This is a genomic window from Paraburkholderia tagetis (assembly GCF_022213065.1).
Taxonomy (GTDB): Bacteria; Pseudomonadota; Gammaproteobacteria; order Burkholderiales; family Burkholderiaceae; genus Paraburkholderia; species Paraburkholderia tagetis.
Genome location: NZ_JAKLJA010000001.1, coordinates 113,426 through 132,041 on the forward strand (window position 1 = coordinate 113,426; position 18,616 = coordinate 132,041).

The window sequence follows — 18,616 nt, forward strand, 5'->3', positions numbered from 1 at the left end:
CGGTATTGCTGCACGACTCCGCATGATCTTTCGAAACGGTAGTGCCAGGTCGATCAGAATGAATGTGTGATCGCCACCCGGCCGATCACCTGGTGAGCGTTAGAGGAAACACCCGCTGACCCCGGGATAAATGCGTAGTCGAGCACGGTACCGGAGGTTCCTCCAGATGTTTTCTGATAGACACACTGGCCGTATATCGCAGTGCGCTTCGACAGGTTGTACTGCGCCATCAGTCCCACCTCGTTCCAGTGCGGCGCTGCGTTGCCGGCGGCCTGTTGCACCTCGGCTCGCGTATAGGTGTACATGCCGCCGAAGAAGAGAGCGGGCGTCACGTTATATTTGATGTTGAACTCTGCATTGTCGAAGCGTAGCCCTGCCACTGGAAGATCACCGACATAGCCCGATGCTGACGGCTGGTCGATATTCGTGTGCGTATAAACGGCACCCATCACCACCGGGCCGATGCCGTAGTTGGCACCTACGCCCCAGATCTTCTGACGCTGCGCGGAGAAGCCCATATCGTCGCCGGCCACGGAGCCCGCGGCGGTGGTGCCCGGGCCCGAAAGATCCTCATATGCCGCCCCAATTGTGAGCGTCTGATACGTGTAGTTCAGTCCCACGCTGTACACGCGGTTCTGCGCGAATGCACCGGCCTGATTGCTAAAGCCATAGAGCGCAGTGCCCGAGAGGCCGGCATAGGTGCCAGACGTGTACTTGATGGCGTTGCTGGTGTGAAAGGTCGCGTCTGTGTTGTCGTTGTCGAGCGGGTGGGCGAACAGGTAGCCAGCCCAGTTGCTGTTCGCCGTCAACGGCCCAAGAATATCGACCACGGTATCGAACTGACGCCCGAACGTCAGCGTGCCGAAACGGCTGTCCTGTAGACCGACATAGGACTGGTAGCCGAAAAGGCGACCTCCGTAGCCAGCGGTCCCGCTTTCCATGTTGAAACCGCTCTCAAGGTCGAAGATGGCGCTGAGGCCTCCGCCGAGGTCCTCGGTGCCTTTCATCCCCCAGCGGCTCGTTATCAGATCAATACTGGCCATTTGCCACGCGCTTTTGCCACCGGCGTTATTGGTGAAGTTAACGCCTTCGTCAAGCATACCGAAAAATGTCACGCTGCTTTGGGCGCGGCTTGAATCGGCAATGCCGGCCAATGCGAGTGCGATGCCGGTCAATGCTACTGATTTTAGTTTTTTCATGGATCGATATTTATTGTTTCGTGGTTGTTGCATGCACAATAACTACCCATATTTCCAGCCACGTAAACAAAGTCGACACGAATTGGTTTGTTTACGACAGTAGAGAGATTTCGACGAACGCTGTTTCCACTGCTAAAGAGAGTCGGGTACTTCAGCCAATCGTGCTGCGAATGCAATGGTTTACACAAATTCCGCCACGAGGAAAGCGATCAATGAAAAAAACAGTTTTTCAAAATTGTTGGCGCGGCGGCATGATCGCGAGTCGCCGCAATCACTCGCGCGCGTCCCTGGAGCGTCAACTCGACAAGCGTTCGACGTGGACCTCCACCGCATCTCGCGGCACAGTCAGCCGCGTGCGATCGAGCAGGGCGTCCGTGGGCGCGGTGCGGTCCGGGTTCAACGGCTTCACTTTGTTGAACACCACGACCAAGCGCTCGGGCGTCACGGTGACCGATGCGTAGCCGTGGGCGTCGTGGTCGGCGTGGCATAGATCGGGATTATTGGTCGAGAGAAATGTATCGAGTTTGGCCGGCGTGGACGCCAATGGCGCGAACGGCGTGCCGGACCAACCGTCCTTGACATAGGAATAAAAGGACGAGCTGCTGATGCCGGCGCAGACGAAATCCACGATCACGGGCGTGCCCTTTTCCGGGTCTGGGTCGTCCCGCACGACGCCGCACTGAAACGCATGGAGGTCGCCCGTGATTGCCACTACGTTGTGGATGCCCTGTTCCTTGAGCCATGAGAGCAGGTCGTGCTTGTGCGCCGGATAGCCGTCCCACGAATCGCAGTCGATCACGAGGCGTGCCGCCGGTGTCTTCGGCGCACCCGGCATCAGCGCCCACAGGCGGTTCAGCATCACTTCGTTGCCCCACACCTTCCACACCGCGGGCGAGCTTTTCATCGTGTCCTTCCACCATTGCGTCTGCTCCGGGCCCAGTATCGAAGGCGTGCGGCCGAAGTGCTCGGTATCCCAGGTCTCGAAGCGCTGGAGGACGTCCTGCTTGACGAAGTAGCGCGAGCCGGCGGCGTCGTTGCCATGGATCGGATCGTGCCCGTGCGCGCGGGCGATGGCCGCCTCGCTCACGACGTGATCGTCGCGGTAGAGTCGCTCGTCGGTCATCACGAGATGCATTAGCATTCCGAAGCGAAAGTCGCGGTAGATGCGGATGTTGGTGAACGACGGATTGTCCGGCTCGAAATGCACGTCACCCCAGTCCACCGGCATATACTCCGCCCACGCACGATTGGCGTTGCGGCGGCGCTGGGTCACCTGCTTTTCTTCGTTGGTGTAGACCTGATGATCTTGCCAGCAGTCGTCGGAGAATTCATGGTCGTCCCATATCGCGATCATCGGCAGGCGCTGGTGCAGCGTTTGCAGGCGCGGGTCGCCGCGGTAAGTGCGATAGAGCGTGCGATAGTCGTCGAGCGAGCTCGCATAGAGGGTGCCGTCGGCGAGCCGCTTGGCATCGGGGAGTTGCAGCGCGGGGTGTGCGGTCTCGACCGCGTCGGTTCTCGGCCCCCCGACCGTTTCGTAGATGTAGTCGCCCACGTGCACGACGAAATCAAGATCGCTTTCTTCTGCGAGCAGCGTCATGGCCTGCCAGTGGTTGACGCCCCAGTCCTGGCAGTTGAGCCACGCGAAGCGAATCCGGCCGTTGGCCTCGTTTGCGTTGGGCGCCGTGCGCGCGACGCCGTTGGCGCTCATATCGTCGCCGGCGATGAATCGGTAGTGATACGTAGTATTTGGCGAGAGCGCGGTGACCTTTGCGCGCACGGTGAAGTCATAGGTGGCCAGCGCCCTGAGCGGCACGTTGGCGACGATCGCGGAGAAGTCGGGTTGCGTCGACACTTCGAGCCGTAACGGGATCGTGCGCACCACGCGCTTTGCATGGTGCTGTGCGTCGCCGGGCGCTGCCACGCACCGTGTCCAGAACACCATGGAGCTATCGCGCGGATCGCCGCTGGCGACGCCCTGTGCGAATTGGTAGAGGCCTTTTCGCATGGCACTGGCGGATGACGACGGGCGCGAAGAAGCGCCCCGCGCGCCGGTCGCGGCCGCAATCGTGAAGAATGCCGACGACTTGAGGAAACTGCGGCGATCCATCGAGCCTGAACCTCCCGATCGACTTGCTGAAAATGCCGGAAACGCATCGCGGTGCAGCAGCACGCGATGTGTTTCCATGGCTCAGCAGTTTTGGCTCCCGCCGCTTGGCACGCGTGAGGAACCGTCGAACTACGAGGCCTGGGCCGCTCAGAAAAAAGCGTTGCAACCCTGTTTCACCCGGCTACGAGTGCAAGTGTGGAGCAAAAGACAGCGGAGCGATTGACCACCAACCTCAATCCGACAGTAGCGCACCGGTGCGAATGGGCTCTGCACCCGCGACGCACGCCACCTCCATCCCTGCCGTGGCAAAGCGCGCGCGCTGGCGCGCGTACAGCACGCCCAGAACGGAGCTCTTGATCGTGACGACGCGATCGGTCAGCGGGTCGACGATATCGGCGATGGCCTGGCCGGGCTCGACCCGCGCACCAACCTGCGCGCGGAACACGATCACGCCCGAGACGGGCGTAGTGAGCGACTCGGTGCCGGCGAACGGCGTGGGCCCGAATTCGAGCGGCGGCAAAGGCGCGGGCGTGCCTTCGATCACGCCGCGATGCGTCAGGTATTCGACGATCGCATTCGCGTCATGCTCGGCAAACGAGTAAGACACGTCCGCCTGACCGCGCAGCTCGATCGTTACGGATATCGAACCATTTGGAATGGGGTAGCGCTCACCGTAACGCGCGCGCAATTCGGACCAGCAGAAGCTGTGAATCTCGTCGAACGGATTGCCAATCGAATTGAGCGCGAGCAGCGACGCCTTCGCATCGAGATAGCGCGCGAGCGGCTCGACGTCGGGCCATAGGTCGGGGTTCGTGTAGAGATGCATCGCGGCTTCGAAGTCGCAATGCAGGTCGAGCACCACATCGGCGTCACAGGAGAGACGTTGCAGCGTAAGGCGCTGCGACTGAAGCTCGGTGGTCGGCGTTTGCTCCGCGAGTGCTTCGCGCATGGCGGCGCGCACGGCAAGCAGGTTCTGCCGCGCGTCGCCTGTCAGGCGCGACTCGATGCGCGGCATCACGAGTGCGGCGAGATCGTGGAAATTGCGATTGAAGTTCGAGGCGGTGCCGGTTTCGTAGCGGCCGAGCATCTGGCCGAGCAAGCGCTGGTTGAGGCCGATCGGATTGGGCACGGGAACCACGACGATTTCGCCGCGCAACTTGCCCGCCGCTTCGAGCGTGGCGAGACGCGCGCGCAGTGTCCAGGCGACCAGCATGCCCGGCAATTCGTCGGCATGCAGCGACGACTGGATATAGATCTTCTGCCCGCCAACGGGGCCGTAGTGGAAGCTCGTCAGGTGCCGCTCGGTGCCGAGCGCTGGGGAAATCAACGGGTGCGTCTGTGTTTGCATGATGGTATGGCTGCGCCGGATGCGGGTCCGGCGTGCGGGGTGAGGAAGTGCGTGCCGGCGCGATCCGGCAGGGCAGGGCGCGGCGAGCGCCGCGCACGCCGTATGCTCGCCGTGTGGTATTAGCCGCCGTACACGTCGAAGTCGAAGTACTTCGACTCAATCTTCTTGTACGTGCCGTCCTTGATCATGTCGGCGATGGCCTTGTCGATCTTCGCTTTCAGTTCGGTGTCTTCCTTGCGCAGCCCGATGGCGGCGCCGGCGCCGAGCGTGCCCTTCGGATCGTCGATGTCGCCGCCCGTGAACTGGAAGCCCGCGCCGCGCGGCGTCTTCAGAAAACCCTGTTCGGCTTGCACGGCGTCTTGCAGCGCCGCATCCAGACGACCCGAGGTCAGGTCCGCATAAACCTGGTCCTGGTTCTGGTAAGGCACGACCTGCACGCCCTTCGGTGCCCAATAGAGCTTTGCGTAGGTTTCCTGAATAGTGCCCTGCTCGACGCCCACCGACTTGCCCTTGAGCGAGTCGGCCGTCGGCTGGAGGCTCGATCCCTTCTTGGAGACCAGGCGCGTCGGCGTATGGAACAGCTTGGTCGAGAAGGCGATTTGCGCTTCGCGTTGCGGCGTCATCGACATCGACGAGAGCACACCGTCGAACTTCCGGGCCTTCAGCGCCGGGATCATGCCGTCGAACTCGTTTTCGACCCAGACGCACTTTGCGCTCAGGCGCTTGCAGATTTCATTGCCGAGATCGATGTCGAAGCCGACCAGCTTGCCGTCCGTGCTCTTCGATTCAAACGGGGGATAACTGGCGTCCACGCCAAACCGCATGGTGGATCCGTCCTTGGCAAAGGCGGAGGTGGCGATCGCCAGGATCGCGAGGGACAGGGCAAGTTTCTTCATGGACGTAAGGTCTCCAGTGTTGACATCGATACCGCCTTGAAAGCGGCGGCGTTTCCAGGCAGAGGGTCATCTGCAAAGTTGAATAGACAAGATAGCGAGTTGATGACGATCGGTTAAGTAGGGTTTTCGATGAGGATATCGAAATATTTCCGAACGGTTGTCTATTTAACTTGCGGATAAATAGAATCTATCAGGATGACTATCTATCCTGATGCGCAGCTACGGACTATCAGTGGTCCGTCCGCCGCAAGCGTGGCAATTCCGACGCCCGGCGAGCGCGGGGTGAGATGCGTCGCAGCCAGCTTTGGTGCCGCTTACTCGGGCAAATCGCGCTGGTTGGTGTCCTGCTCGATGCCGCCTGTATTCAGATATTCGATCTTTTCCATGCGCTGCTTCGCCAGTTCGGGATGCCGGTTCGTTACGCCAATCACCAGGGCTTCAGCGAGCGCAAGCGCCGGAACGTTGGTTTGCAGCATCGCGAAAGGGCGCCCCTGAATGCGGAGCACGATCTCGGCAAACTCGCTGATCGGCGACGTCCATTCGTCGGTGATCAGGAGGATTCGCGTGCCGAGCCGATGCGCGGCCTGTGCGAACCTGAGGCTGTCTTTCTGATAGCGCCGAAAATCGAAAATCACGAGAACGTCGTCGGGCCCCATGTCAGCCAGCACGAACCGGGCGAGATTGATATTCGGTTCGATATACTGAACATGAGGGCGTGCATAGGCCAGGGTGAAGGAGAACAGCGAAGCGAGTGGCGCCGTGTAGCGTCCACCGCCACAAAAAATGCGGATGTCGGGCTTGGCTAGCAGCGTCACGGCTTCATCGAAGGCAGTCGCATCGAGCCCGTCGATCGTGGTTGCCAGCGATCTCGAGAGCCGCTGAAAAATCGCCGAATGACTTTCGCGCGCCCCGGATTCGGGATGAAACGCGTCCATCCGGGCGAGCGGCGAATTCATTGCGGTGTCGATTTCGTCATACAGCGCTTGCTGGAACGACGAGTAATTGGGAAAGCCCATTCTGACGACAAAGCGGAACACAGTCGGGTCGCTGACCTCAGCCTGTTTCGCAACGTTTGCAATCGGTCCCAGGCCGAGGCTGGGATACCGGTCCAGCAACGCTTGGGCGACCTTCTGTTCCGAAGGCGTGAGGCTGTCCATCTGGGATAACAGCAACGCTCTAATGCTCGTCCCCATCGGGCACTCCAATACTCATATCTGAATGGACAGGCCGCGAGCCGGTGTCCGTTGCCGATCCCATGCGCGAAAATGTAATGCATCAAACATCAGGCTGAATTTTGCGCGAGTGTTCAGCGTAAAACATCAGTAATAACCCTTGGTATTTGCTGGAAAAACCGCGCAGAGCGGTTGCCTGTCTTGTCGGGATGTAATAAGTATTACGGCGTCATGCGATTTGAATTTGATGTGACTCGTTCAGGAACGGTCCCATCGGCATGAACAGGATTTCTGGGCGGAAGAATTCACGGAAGGAAGAAGCGCACCTTCAACCAGCGACCCTTGGGCGGGCCCTGTGACTCTTTGAGCGATGCGTCTATGAGCTACGAAAGTCGCAACGTTATTTGCGCTTCAATCAACCGGGCCGCGCCTTCACGCGGCGCCGGTTTTCAGGCGCTACATACAGCGTTTAGCTACCGTACACATCAAAGTCGAAGTACTTCGACTCGATCTTCTTGTATGTACCGTCCTTGATCATGTCGGCGATGGCCTTGTCGATCTTTTCCTTCAGGTCGGTGTCTTCCTTGCGCAGGCCGATGCCGGCCGCGTCCGACGGGATTTCCTCACCCGCGAACTGGAAGCCCGTGCCGCGCGGCGTCTTCAGAAAGCCCATTTCGGCTTGCACAGCATCCTGCAACGCGGCGTCGAGGCGGCCCGACATCAGGTCGGCGTAGACCTGGTCCTGGTTCTGATAAGGCACTACGTTCACGCCCTTCGGCGCCCAGTTCTTCTTTGCGTAGGTTTCCTGGATGGTGCCCTGTTCGACGCCCACCGACTTGCCCTTGAGCGAGTCGGCCGTCGGCAGGAGGTTGCTGCCCTTCTTGGCGACGAGGCGCGTGGGCGTGTTGAACAGCTTCGACGAGAAGGCGATCTGCTCCTTGCGCTGCGGCGTCATCGACATCGAGGAAAGTACGCCGTCGAACTTCTTCGCCTTCAGGCCCGGGATCATGCCGTCGAAATCCTGCTCGACCCACACGCATTTCGCGTTCAGGCGTTTGCAGATTTCGTTGCCCAGATCGATGTCGAAGCCGACCAGCTTGCCGTCCGCGGCCTTCGATTCAAACGGGGGGTAGCTCGCATCCACACCGAAGCGGATGGTGGACCAGTCCTTCGCGAAGGCCGAGGTCGCGATCGCGAGGATCGCCATGAACAGAGCAAGTTTTTTCATTGCTTTGGAGTCTCCAGTACCGATTTTGGGGGGGCGCCGCGAAAGCATGCGGCATTTTCTGGCCGACTCAGTTCGATTCGCCAGTTGGATAGCCAAAATAGACAATCGAAGAGGGGCGGTTAAGTAGGGTTTTCGCTGAAGCGAATAGTGGTGATTCGATTGCGACAGGATTTTATGTTTTTCCGGCCCATGCGGTGGTTACGCGAATCGACGCCAACGCCCACCCCAAAGCGTCGCATGGCCGTTATAGAATCCTTGGTTTCGCCGACCGCCTATCAGGACCCTCGATGATCAAAAAGGTCGATGCGCCTTTCCAGCAGATCAAAGCACTTGTTCGCAAGCGTATTCATTCCGGCGACTGGAAGATCGGGGAGCGGATTCCCTCCGAGCTCGATCTGGCCGCGGAATTCGGCGTCGCGCGAATGACGGTGAATCGGGCGCTGCGTGAATTGACCGACGAAGGGGCATTGCAGCGCATCCTGGGGGTGGGGACCTTCGTGGCCGAGGAAAAGCCGCAATCGAATCTGCTAATGATTGCGCACGTGCGCGACGAAATCCACGCGCGCGGGCATCAATATCGTTGCCACGTCATTAGCCAGACGCGCGGGCACGCATCGACCGAAGTCGCGGCGGCATTCGGCTTGCCGGTCGATGCGCCCGTGTTTCATGTGGTTTGCGTACATGAGGAGAATGGCCGGCCGATCCAGCTCGAGCAACGGTATGTGAATCCGGCCGCCGCGCCGGATTTCATCGATCAGGACTTTCAGGCGGAACCGCCGTCCGAGTATCTGTACAACAACGTGTCGCATTACGAACTGGAGATCGAGCATGTCGTGGACGCGACCATGCCAACTCCCGACGAAGCGAAACTGCTCGACATGTGCACCGACGAACCGTGCCTGACACTCACGCGCCGGACATGGACGAACGGGTTGCCCGTTACGTTCGTGCGCTTCGTGCACCCGGGCAACCGTTACCGGCTCGGCTCGCGTTTCAAGCCGGGCGCGACGCGTCATCAGATCTGATTGCGCGTATCAGAGCGTGCTCACCTGCCCATCGCTTCTCGACCACAGGACCGGAAACAGCGGGTGCACGAGCGGCGCACCGTCCGGCAACGCTTCGGCGAGTCCGGGGAAATCCGGTGAAGTTTTCCATCGGCGCGGTGCGTGGCGAACGTCATCGCCGACGAAGCGGATCGAGAACGCGCGCCTCCTGTTGCGCGTGCCGCCCGACGCATGCAGCGTCAGCATGCGGAAGCACACCATGTCGCCGGGTTCGAGCGCCCAGCTCCGGATCGGGAATGCCGCGCGATTTGCTTCGATGTCCGGAAGATCGGCGAGACTGCCTTCAGGGAACCACCTGGCTTCCTTGTCCATGAACGTGCGCGGCATCAACCAGGGGCCCAGATGCGAGCCCGCGACGAATTCAAGCGTGGATTCGAGCGGGACCGGATCGACCGGAATCCACATGCTGACGTTGTCGTTGCCTTCGATGTTGTAGTAGGGCTGGTCCTGATGCCACGGCGTGCGCTGCTGCGTGCCCGGCTCTTTCACGAGCAGATGGTCGTGATGCAGCCGGACCGTCTCGACGTTCATCAGCGCCGCCGCGACCGAAGGGGCGGGCGAGCGCGCGATGAACTCACGATACGCGGCGTTGTGCTCCCAGTTGCAGAAGTCTTCGAAGAACCAGCCCGGATCCTCGGGCCGGCTCGCGACCTTCGAGCGCGTGCTCGGATGAGCGAGATTGCTGTCGATGCCCGCCTTGAGCGCTTCGATCTCGTCCACCGAAAAAATGCCCTTGATGCATACGGCGCCGTCCTTGCGGAACGCTTCGATGAGCTCGGGCGTGACCGCCTTCTGTACGCGTTCGCGAATACTCATGGTCATGCTTGCACTCCCGGTAATTGAATTTATTGCTTTGCGCCGTAAATGTCGAAATCGAAATATTTCGCGGCGATCTTCTGGTAGGTACCGTTCGCGCGCATGGCGGCAATTGCGCCGTTCAGGCGATTCTTCAGGTCGGTATCGTTTTTGCGCAACCCCATGGCGACGCCATAACCGATGATGCGCGGGTCGGTCACGTCGCCGCCGGCGAATGCGAACGCCTTGCCGCGCGGGGTATTGAGGAACGCATAGCCGGCCTGCGTTTTGTCCTGGAAGGTTGCGTCGAGGCGGCCATTGACGAGGTCGTCGTAGACCTGATCCTGATTCTGGTACGTCACGATTGTGACGCCCTTCGGCGCCCATTCGGCCTTCGCATAAGTCTCTTGCGTCGTGCCCTGATCGATGCCGATACGCTTGCCGACCAGCGACGCAACGGTTGGCTGCAGCCTGGAGCCGACCGGCGCGACGAGCGCACCCGGCGACGAATAAAGCTTGTTCGAGAAGTCGACTTGCTTCAGACGTTCATCGGTGGCGGTCATCGCCGACATGATCACGTCGAACTTCTTCGCCTGCAGCGCGGGAATCATGCCGTCGAAACCCTGTTCGACCCATATGCATTTCGCGTGGAGTTGAGCACAGATCGCATTGCGCAGATCGATGTCGAAGCCGGCGAGCGAACCGTCCGGCTGCTTCGCCTCGAACGGCGGATAGGTGGGGTCGACGCCCCAGCGAATCGTCGATACGTCCTGGCCAAACGAAACGAGCGGCGCCGCGGCAAGCGAGACGGCGAGAAACTTGACGATCCGGTTCATGACTTGTTCCCCTGATGGTGTCGGCGCGCGAGGCAAGGCCAGCGCGGCCAGTTGGATGAACTACGGCAATTGACGTCTTTGCGCTGCGAATGGATTCGAGCTCTCGTTGAAACTGTGGAGCAGTCTAGACCACGCAAATTGGCCTGCGCAAGCGAGAACGGTGCGGTGAGTCCGGAGAGATTCCGGGGCGCGGGAGCGAGCTTCGGGAAAATTGCCTTGGTCGGCTGGAAATCGCCTGAGTTATGGGAAGTTATCGGCGGAAGGCGAGAAAAAATGGATCGGTAGGTATTTGCCCTGGCTCGAATCCCATGGGCGTGATGTCGGGTATCCCCCGATGGGGATGGTTCCAATATGTATAGTCAACTGAGCGTTGTTACGGCTGCACCGCGCATTGTGGGAGATCGAAGCAGTGCTGGAAATGCAGGGATTAATGCAGTCGCACTATTGCAGGCGCATTCGCGAAAGAGATGAGGCCGGCGATTGACCTTTCGCGAAACGCTTGTTCATCCATGGGCAGGATAATTGCCATGAATTATGATATCGGTGACACATCACCGTAACGGACCTATAAGCCGTTGCGGAAAAAAGATAAAGACAAAGCCGCTATTTATGCCGCCGCGGGGCCCGGTATTGCCATAAGGGATAGTGCCCATCGCTCGCGTATCGGATGCTGATGCAAACTACCTTTAATCCTCCTCTTCAAGCCGTTCGTATACAACCCAGAAATATGTTTGGAGGACTTATGGCACAGCGCATTGCCTATGTAACTGGCGGAATGGGTGGCATTGGAACCGCAATCTGCCAGCGGCTGCACAGTGATGGCTTTACAGTCGTCGCCGGTTGCGGCCCGAACTCACCTCGCCGCGCAAAGTGGATCGAAGATCAAAAGGCACTGGGTTTCAATTTTGTTGCTTCCGAGGGTAATGTCGCCGATTGGGAGTCGACAGCGAAGGCTTTCGAAAAAGTAAAGTCGGAAGTCGGCGAAGTTGACGTGCTAGTCAACAACGCTGGCATTACCCGGGATGTCGTATTTCGCAAGATGACGCGCGAAGAGTGGGATGCCGTGATCGATACCAATCTCACCAGTCTCTTCAATGTGACAAAGCAGGTGATTGACGGCATGGTCAATCGCGGCTGGGGGCGCATCATCAATATCTCGTCGGTCAACGGCCAGAAAGGCCAGTTTGGTCAGACGAATTATTCGACCGCCAAAGCCGGTATTCACGGCTTCACGATGGCGTTGGCCCAGGAAGTTGCCACGAAGGGCGTCACGGTCAATACCGTTTCGCCTGGGTACATTGGGACGGACATGGTGCGCGCGGTGAAGCCCGAGGTGCTGGAAAAAATCGTGGCCAGTATTCCGGTGCGGCGTTTAGGCGAGCCGCATGAAATCGCCTCCATATGCGCGTGGCTCGCTTCGGCCGAAGCGGGATTTTCGACCGGCGCCGACTTTTCGCTTAACGGCGGACTTCACATGAGCTGAGCCCCTGGGCTCGTATGCGGTTGAAGTGTTTCTTGCGGCGCAAGTCATTGCGCAATGACGGTCACCTGATCCCTGCCTGGCGAATCACGCCACGCAGGGATTTTTCATTTCACGCGTGTTCAGGCGGGCCGATTGATCTATATGCTCGATACTTTTCGGGAGCGACCGCGATGATCTTGGTGAACCAGCAAAGACTCTGGGATTCGCTGATGGAGATGGCGACGATAGGGGCGACCGCGCACGGCGGCAGTTGCCGGCTTGCGTTGACCGACGAGGACGTGCAGGGCCGGCGCCTATTCATTCGCTGGTGCGAGGAAGCCGGCTGCGAAATCCGCATCGATCCGATCGGCAACGTATTCGCGCGCCGGCCAGGCACGCAGCCCGATGCGCCAGCCGTGATGTGCGGCAGTCACCTGGACACGCAGCCGCTCGGTGGCCGCTTCGACGGTGTCTACGGCGTGCTCGCGGGTCTCGAGGCCATTCGCACGCTTAACGACCAGGGCATCGCGACCCGGCATCCGATCGACGTCGTTGCATGGACCAACGAAGAGGGCTCGCGTTTCACGCCGGGCATGATGGGCTCCGCAGTGTATGCCGGCACGCTGGATCTCGACGATGCACGCGCCCGGCCGTGCATGCAGACCGGTGTGCTGCTCGGCCAGGAGCTCGAGCGTACCGGCTTTGCCGGTCCCGAGCGCGAGCGCCAGATGCCGAAAGCCTATTTCGAAGCGCATATCGAGCAAGGCCCGGTGCTGGAGCATGCCGGCGTGCCGATTGGCGTCGTGACCGGCGTGCAGGGCATATACGAACTCGACGTCACGGTGACCGGTTTCGAATCGCATGCGGGCACGACGCCCATGCGCGTGCGCAAGGACGCGATGGGCGTGGCCGCTGCGATGATCGCGGCAATCGTCGAGCATGGTCATGGGTTCGATGCCGATGCTCGCGTGACCGTGGGTCATATTGCCTGCCAGCCCAACTCGCCGAGCACGATACCGGGCAAGGTCCGGTTCAGCGTCGATATTCGCCACCCTTCGCAGCCGGCGCTGCAACGGCTCGTGGCCGACATCGAGACCATTTGCCTGCAACGCACCGCGCTGCGCGGTACGAGCGTGCAGGTGGAGAAGATTGCCGAGTATGAGCCGGTGGTTTTCGATGCGCAGTGCATTGCGAGCGTGCGCGAAGCGACGGCCGCCGCCGGCTATCCGTATCTGGAGATGTTCAGCGGCGCGGGGCACGATGCAGTGAATCTCTCGTATGTGGCGCCGACCGCAATGGTGTTCGTCCCATGCAAGGCCGGACTCAGCCACAACGAGGCCGAAGATGCCGACCCGGTGCACCTCGCGCAAGGCGCATCGGTGCTTGCGAATCTGCTGGCCGTTTGCGCGCTCAGGCCTCAGGCCTGAGCAGCCAACCCCCGGTTCTGGAGCCCTTGCCGATACGCATTGGGTGCGGCGCCTGGCTTGCATTCGCATAGCCGCACGCCGTCGCAATATGCGCAAGCGGCAGGGCGGTCGAACTCGCGCACGGCGCCTGAAATCCCATGCAAGTCCACTGGCGATGGCTCGAGAGCAACGGCACAAGAGCAACGGCCACGTCCAGATCGTCAGCCGCCACCGCGCCTCGCCTCGCCCTAATGCGGCAAGAACGGGTGGATCGCCGCGTCGCTCATGCCCGCCGCGCGCGCCGCTTCCACGATCTGCGTCCAGCTTTCCTTGTCGACCGGAATGCCGCTCGCGCCGCGCACGCTGCGCGTGGCGTCCTCGCGTTCGCCGGGCAGCAGGATCTCGTCCACGCCGGCATCGCGGCGCGTGGCCTTGAGCCAGTCGACGAACGCATCGGCCTGCGCGTCGCGCGCGGGCGCATCGAAGGCCTCTGGGCTCACGATCACCGAAAACATGCAGTTGACGATGGCATGGGTGGTGACGAGCGTTTCGGCATGCGAAGTAAATCCGCCCGTGAGCGCGCCCGCGAAGATCTCGCACATCGCCGCCAGGCCCGAGCCCTTGTGCCCGGCCACCGCGCCGCCGAAGGCGAGCAGCGCGCCGTGCTGGCCTTCGCTGAAGAGCGCGCCGGGGTCGCGCGTGGGCGTGCCGTCATAGCCGATCAAGGCGCCGGCGGGTGTTTCCATGCCCTTGTTGAACGCCACGCGCACCTTGCCCGCTGCAATTGCACTGGTGGCGAAGTCGAGCACGAGCGGCGGGCGGCCCGGGCGCGGAAAGGCTGCACAGAACGGATTGGTGCCGAAGCGCCGGTCGATGCCGCCAAACGGCGCGACGAGCGGGTCGCCCGCCACGTTCACGAAATGGAACGAGACGAGCCCCGCCTGCGCGCATTGCTCGGCCCAGTGGCCGATGCGGCCGATATGGTGCGCGTTGCGCAGGCCGACCGCGCAGATGCCCAGTTCCTTCGCGCGCGCGATGCCGCGCTCGATGGCCTCGCACGCGACCACCTGGCCGAACGCGCGGCCCCCTTCGACGGTGAGCACGGCGCCGGCGTCGCGCACGAGTTCGGCGTGGCCGTTGAGCTTGAGCTCGCCTTGGCGGCACGCGCGCATATAACGCGGGATCATGCCCACGCCGTGCGAGTCGTGGCCCGCGAGATTGGCCGCGACGAGATGATCGGCGACGAGCTGGGCCTCGCGCGCTTCGCTGCCCGCGGCCTGCCAGATGGCGACCACGAACGCGTGCAGCGACTGTACGTCGACGAGGACTTCGGAGTACGGAGCGAGGTTCGATTCGGGCATGTCGAAAGGACTGGGAAAGCATCGCTGATGCGCAAAAACTTGCGCAAGGCAGACACGAGATAGCCGCTGTATTTGATCTGACGAAAGTAGACCAGTGCCGCGCGCCGGTCAAGCCGGTCTAGCCCGCATTGGGGGCCGCGAAAACGTTGCAGGCTTGCTGCGCGCAAGGCTTTTCGAAGTGCCGCGCCTCTGGCCGCTCAGGCCTTGCGCGCCTTGAGTTCGAGCGCGAGGAAGTCGACGAACGCGCGAATGCGCGTGGACATCTGATGCCGCTGCAAATACACGGCGTAGATGTCCGCGTTGGGCGTCTCGTACTCGGACAGCACCTGCACGAGCCGCCCATCGGCCAGATACTCGGCGATATCCCACTCGGCGCGCATCAGGATGCCGTGCCCCTCCAGCGCCCAGCGCACGGCGATCTCGCCGTCGTTGGTGGTGAGATTGCCGTTGATGCGCACCTGCTCGGTCTTGTGCGTCGCGCCGCGCCCCGAAATAAGGCGCCAGACGCCATAGGCTTCGTCGCCCTGGCGAATGCCGATGCAGTTGTGGCGCGTCAGCTCCTGCGGCGTCGCGGGCACGCCATGCTGCGCGAGATACGCGGGCGCCGCGCACAAGAGGCGCCGGTTGGCCGCGAGGCGGCGCGCCACCACGCGCGTATCGGGCGGCTCGCCGAAGCGGATGCAGACGTCGAAGGTGTCGTCGGTGAGCGGCGGCGGCGCGACCGAAAGCTGCAATTGCACCGTCACCTGAGGATGCTTCGCCACGAAGCGCGAGATGGCCGGGCCCACGTGGCTGCGCCCGAAGCCGAGCGTCGCGTTCACGCGCAACAGGCCCTTGGGGCTTTGCTTCGCGCTGCCGAGCAGTTCGGCCAGTTCGTCGATTTCGTCGAGAATGCGCCGCGCGCGCTCCAGATACAGCTCGCCCTCGGGCGTGAGCATCATGCGCCGCGTGGTGCGGTTCACGAGCGGCACGCCCGCGCGCTGCTCCATCTGCGTGAGGCGCTTGCTCACGGCGGCGGCGGTGAGCCCCAGCTCGCGCGCCGCCGCGCTCAGGCTGCCCGCCGACGAGAGCGTGGAGAAGAACGAGAGATCGGCGGGATGCACGGCGTCGGTCATGAATGATCCGCACTTGTGAATTAAAGTTAAGAATGCTTTGAGTCTAGCACCGGTTGCAGCGCTTCAGGTTAGGTAGAGTCGATCCCACATTCAATCGAAGGACGTGGAGACGGACACCATGAAGACGTATCGCATCGCAACCATTCCCGGCGACGGCATCGGCAAGGAGGTCGTGCCCGCGGGCAAGGCTGTACTGGAGGCGCTGGCGCGCACGAACCGCACGTTCGCCTTCGAGTTCGAGAACTTCGATTGGGGTGCCGACTACTACCGCGCCAACGGCGTGATGATGCCCGCCGACGGTCTGGAGAAGATCCGCGACAAGGATGCGATCCTGTTCGGCTCCGCGGGCGACCCCGACGTGCCTGATCACATCACGCTCTGGGGCCTGCGCCTGAAGATCTGCCAGGGCTTCGATCAATATGCGAACGTGCGCCCGACGCGCATCCTGCCCGGCATCGACGCGCCGCTCAAGCGCTGTGGCCCGCAAGACCTGAACTGGGTGATCGTGCGCGAGAACTCCGAAGGCGAATACGCGGGCGTGGGCGGGCGCGTGCACCAGGGGCATCCGATCGAAGCGGCCACTGATGTCTCGATCCTCACGCGCGCCGGCGTCGAGCGCATCATGCGTTTCGCGTTCCGCCTCGCGCAGTCGCGTCCGCGCAAGCTGCTCACGGTCATCACGAAGAGCAACGCACAGCGCCACGCGATGGTGATGTGGGACGAGATCGCCAACCAGATCGCCACCGAATTCCCGGACGTGAAGTGGGACAAGGAGCTCGTCGATGCCGCAACGGCTCGCATGGTGAACCGTCCCGCCACGCTCGACACCATCGTCGCGACCAATCTGCACGCGGATATCCTGAGCGATCTGGCCGCCGCGCTCGCGGGCAGCCTTGGTATCGCGCCCACGGGCAACATCGACCCCGAGCACCGCTATCCGTCGATGTTCGAGCCGATCCATGGTTCTGCATTCGACATCATGGGCAAGGGCCTGGCGAACCCGGTGGGCACGTTCTGGTCGGTGGTGATGATGCTCGAGCATCTGGGCGAGCAGGCCGCCGCGCAGCAGGTGATGGCCGCGATCGAGCGCGTGAGCGCCGACCCCGCGCTGCACACGGGCGATCTCGGCGGCAAGGCAACCACGGCGCAGGTGACCGAGGCCGTATGCGCGCTGATCGAAAAGGTGGCCGTGGCGGCTTGAGCCACGCGCCGCTTTGAAACCGTGGCCCGCGCCTCGCGCGGCACGGTCCCCAAGGAGGAGACACATGCATTCCGAACTCGAAAACCGAGTCTCGAAGAAACTCATGTGGCGCATCATTCCGTTTGTGATGCTGCTGTATTTCGTGAGCTTTCTCGACCGCGTCAACGTGGGCTTCGCCGCGATGTCGATGAACAAGGCCATTGGCCTTTCGTCGGCGGCATACGGCTTTGGCGGCGGCCTGTTCTTTATCGGCTATTTCATCTTCGAAGTGCCGTCGAATCTCATCTTGCATCGCGTGGGCGCGCGTGTGTGGATCGCACGCGTGATGGTCACGTGGGGCATCGTGAGCGCGGCTTCGGCATTCGTTAGTGGTCCTGCAAGTTTCTATACGCTGCGCTTCTTGCTGGGCATCGCGGAAGCCGGCTTCTTTCCCGGCATCATCCTGTATCTGAGCCAGTGGTTCCCCACGCGCCAGCGCGCCGTGGCCGCCGCGTGGTTCATGGCCGCCGCGCCTATTTCGACCGCTATCGGCTCGCCCATCTCGGGCGCGATCATGCAGATGAAGCCGATGTTCGGTCTCGCCGACTGGCAAATGCTCTACGTGCTCGAAGCGATTCCGGCGGTCGTGCTGGGCTTCGCGGTGCTGCGCTGCCTGACCGATGCGCCGGCCAAGGCCAAGTGGCTCGCCAGCGACGAAAAGGCGTGGCTCATGGGCAAGCTCGACGAAGAGGCGAGCGCACGCAGCGCGCAGCACGGTCACACGGGCGCGGTGCTGGCGGCGCTGTGCAATCCGCGCGTGCTCGCGCTGGCGCTGATTTACTTCGGCACCTCGGCGGGGCTTTATACGCTCGGCATCTGGGCGCCGCTGATCGTCAAGCAGTTCGGCTACAGCGCGTTCCAGACGGGCTTGCTCACGGGCATTCCGAGCGTGGCGGCGGTGGTGGCGATGGTGCTGTGGGCGCGCCATTCGGACCGCACGCAGGAGCGCACGTGGCACGTGGTGGTGCCGTGCCTGCTGGCCTGCGCCGGGTTCGTGCTGGCCGCCGGTGCGAGCGGCACGGGTGCCATCGTGGGGGCGCTCGTGCTGGCCAACGTGGGCATCAGCGCGGCCAAGGCGCCGCTGTGGGCGATGCCGAGCGCGTTCCTCTCGGGTGCGGGCGCCGCAGCGGGAATCGCGATGATCAACTCGCTCGGCAACCTGGGCGGCTTCGTCGGGCCTTCGGTGATTGGCTGGCTCAAGCACTCGACCGGCGGCTATGGCGCGGGGCTGTATGTGGTGGCGGGGACGCTTGCCGTTTCAGCCGTGGTGACGCTGGTGCTCGGGCGCAAGGCCGGCAGCGGCGAGCACAAGTCGCTCGCCCAGGCGCATCGTTGAAGTCGTGCGCGGCGCGGGCAAATCGAAGATGCCCCGCGCCGCTTTTCTGTG

General features: G+C 62.0%; 15 protein-coding genes. 5 read left to right on the forward strand and 10 right to left on the reverse strand.

Annotation, left to right across the window (positions count from 1 at the left end):
- Positions 1–53: 53 nt before the first annotated feature.
- The 6 genes from L5014_RS00485 to L5014_RS00510 form a co-directional block, all read right to left on the reverse strand.
- A complete protein-coding gene (locus L5014_RS00485) occupies positions 54–1,199 on the reverse strand; it encodes a porin (RefSeq protein WP_274389176.1) in 1,146 nt (381 codons plus the stop codon).
- Positions 1,200–1,494: 295 nt separating this feature from the next.
- The gene (locus L5014_RS00490; RefSeq protein WP_238461632.1) at positions 1,495–3,306 is read right to left on the reverse strand and encodes an alkaline phosphatase D family protein; all 1,812 of its coding nucleotides are present in this window, start codon (positions 3,304–3,306) and stop codon (positions 1,495–1,497) included.
- A 232-nt stretch (positions 3,307–3,538) separates the two neighbouring features.
- A complete protein-coding gene (locus L5014_RS00495) occupies positions 3,539–4,654 on the reverse strand; it encodes a succinylglutamate desuccinylase/aspartoacylase family protein (RefSeq protein ID WP_238461633.1) in 1,116 nt (371 codons plus the stop codon).
- Between the two features lie 119 nt (positions 4,655–4,773).
- Positions 4,774–5,550: an ABC transporter substrate-binding protein gene (locus L5014_RS00500; protein ID WP_238461634.1), complete on the reverse strand. Its 777-nt coding sequence runs from the start codon at positions 5,548–5,550 to the stop codon at positions 4,774–4,776.
- A gap of 314 nt (positions 5,551–5,864) precedes the next feature.
- Complete coding sequence (locus tag L5014_RS00505) at positions 5,865–6,743, reverse strand: MurR/RpiR family transcriptional regulator (RefSeq protein ID WP_238461635.1); 879 nt, start codon at positions 6,741–6,743, stop codon at positions 5,865–5,867.
- A 448-nt stretch (positions 6,744–7,191) separates the two neighbouring features.
- Positions 7,192–7,950 (reverse strand): ABC transporter substrate-binding protein, encoded by a 759-nt coding sequence (locus L5014_RS00510; RefSeq protein ID WP_238461636.1) that lies wholly within the window; start codon positions 7,948–7,950, stop codon positions 7,192–7,194.
- 287 nt (positions 7,951–8,237) lie between these two features.
- Between L5014_RS00510 and hutC the strand changes: the two genes are divergently transcribed.
- The gene (gene hutC / locus L5014_RS00515; RefSeq protein WP_238461637.1) at positions 8,238–8,975 is read left to right on the forward strand and encodes a histidine utilization repressor; all 738 of its coding nucleotides are present in this window, start codon (positions 8,238–8,240) and stop codon (positions 8,973–8,975) included.
- Between the two features lie 9 nt (positions 8,976–8,984).
- Here hutC and L5014_RS00520 read toward each other — a convergent pair whose 3' ends face one another.
- Together L5014_RS00520 and L5014_RS00525 are read right to left on the reverse strand one after the other, a co-directional pair.
- Positions 8,985–9,836, reverse strand: a complete 852-nt coding sequence (locus L5014_RS00520; protein WP_238461638.1) for a phytanoyl-CoA dioxygenase family protein — start codon at positions 9,834–9,836, stop codon at positions 8,985–8,987.
- Between the two features lie 23 nt (positions 9,837–9,859).
- Positions 9,860–10,645 (reverse strand): ABC transporter substrate-binding protein, encoded by a 786-nt coding sequence (locus L5014_RS00525; protein ID WP_238461639.1) that lies wholly within the window; start codon positions 10,643–10,645, stop codon positions 9,860–9,862.
- A gap of 742 nt (positions 10,646–11,387) precedes the next feature.
- Here L5014_RS00525 and L5014_RS00530 point away from each other — a divergent pair.
- Entirely contained in the window at positions 11,388–12,128 is a 741-nt protein-coding gene (locus L5014_RS00530; protein ID WP_238461640.1) for a 3-ketoacyl-ACP reductase, read from the forward strand.
- A 170-nt stretch (positions 12,129–12,298) separates the two neighbouring features.
- A complete protein-coding gene (locus L5014_RS00535; RefSeq protein WP_238461641.1) occupies positions 12,299–13,534 on the forward strand; it encodes a Zn-dependent hydrolase in 1,236 nt (411 codons plus the stop codon).
- 227 nt (positions 13,535–13,761) lie between these two features.
- On the opposite strand, the gene L5014_RS00540 is transcribed toward L5014_RS00535, so the two are convergent.
- Together L5014_RS00540 and L5014_RS00545 are read right to left on the reverse strand one after the other, a co-directional pair.
- Positions 13,762–14,874 carry a malate/lactate/ureidoglycolate dehydrogenase gene (locus L5014_RS00540; protein WP_238461642.1) on the reverse strand — a complete coding sequence of 371 codons (1,113 nt, stop codon included), beginning with the start codon at positions 14,872–14,874 and terminating at the stop codon, positions 13,762–13,764.
- A 197-nt stretch (positions 14,875–15,071) separates the two neighbouring features.
- Positions 15,072–15,989, reverse strand: a complete 918-nt coding sequence (locus L5014_RS00545; protein ID WP_238461643.1) for a LysR substrate-binding domain-containing protein — start codon at positions 15,987–15,989, stop codon at positions 15,072–15,074.
- 118 nt (positions 15,990–16,107) lie between these two features.
- Here L5014_RS00545 and L5014_RS00550 point away from each other — a divergent pair, with 118 nt between their 5' ends.
- Complete coding sequence (locus L5014_RS00550) at positions 16,108–17,190, forward strand: tartrate dehydrogenase (RefSeq protein ID WP_238461644.1); 1,083 nt, start codon at positions 16,108–16,110, stop codon at positions 17,188–17,190.
- Between the two features lie 64 nt (positions 17,191–17,254).
- Positions 17,255–18,565, forward strand: a complete 1,311-nt coding sequence (locus tag L5014_RS00555; protein WP_238461645.1) for an MFS transporter — start codon at positions 17,255–17,257, stop codon at positions 18,563–18,565.
- Positions 18,566–18,616: the final 51 nt, after the last annotated feature.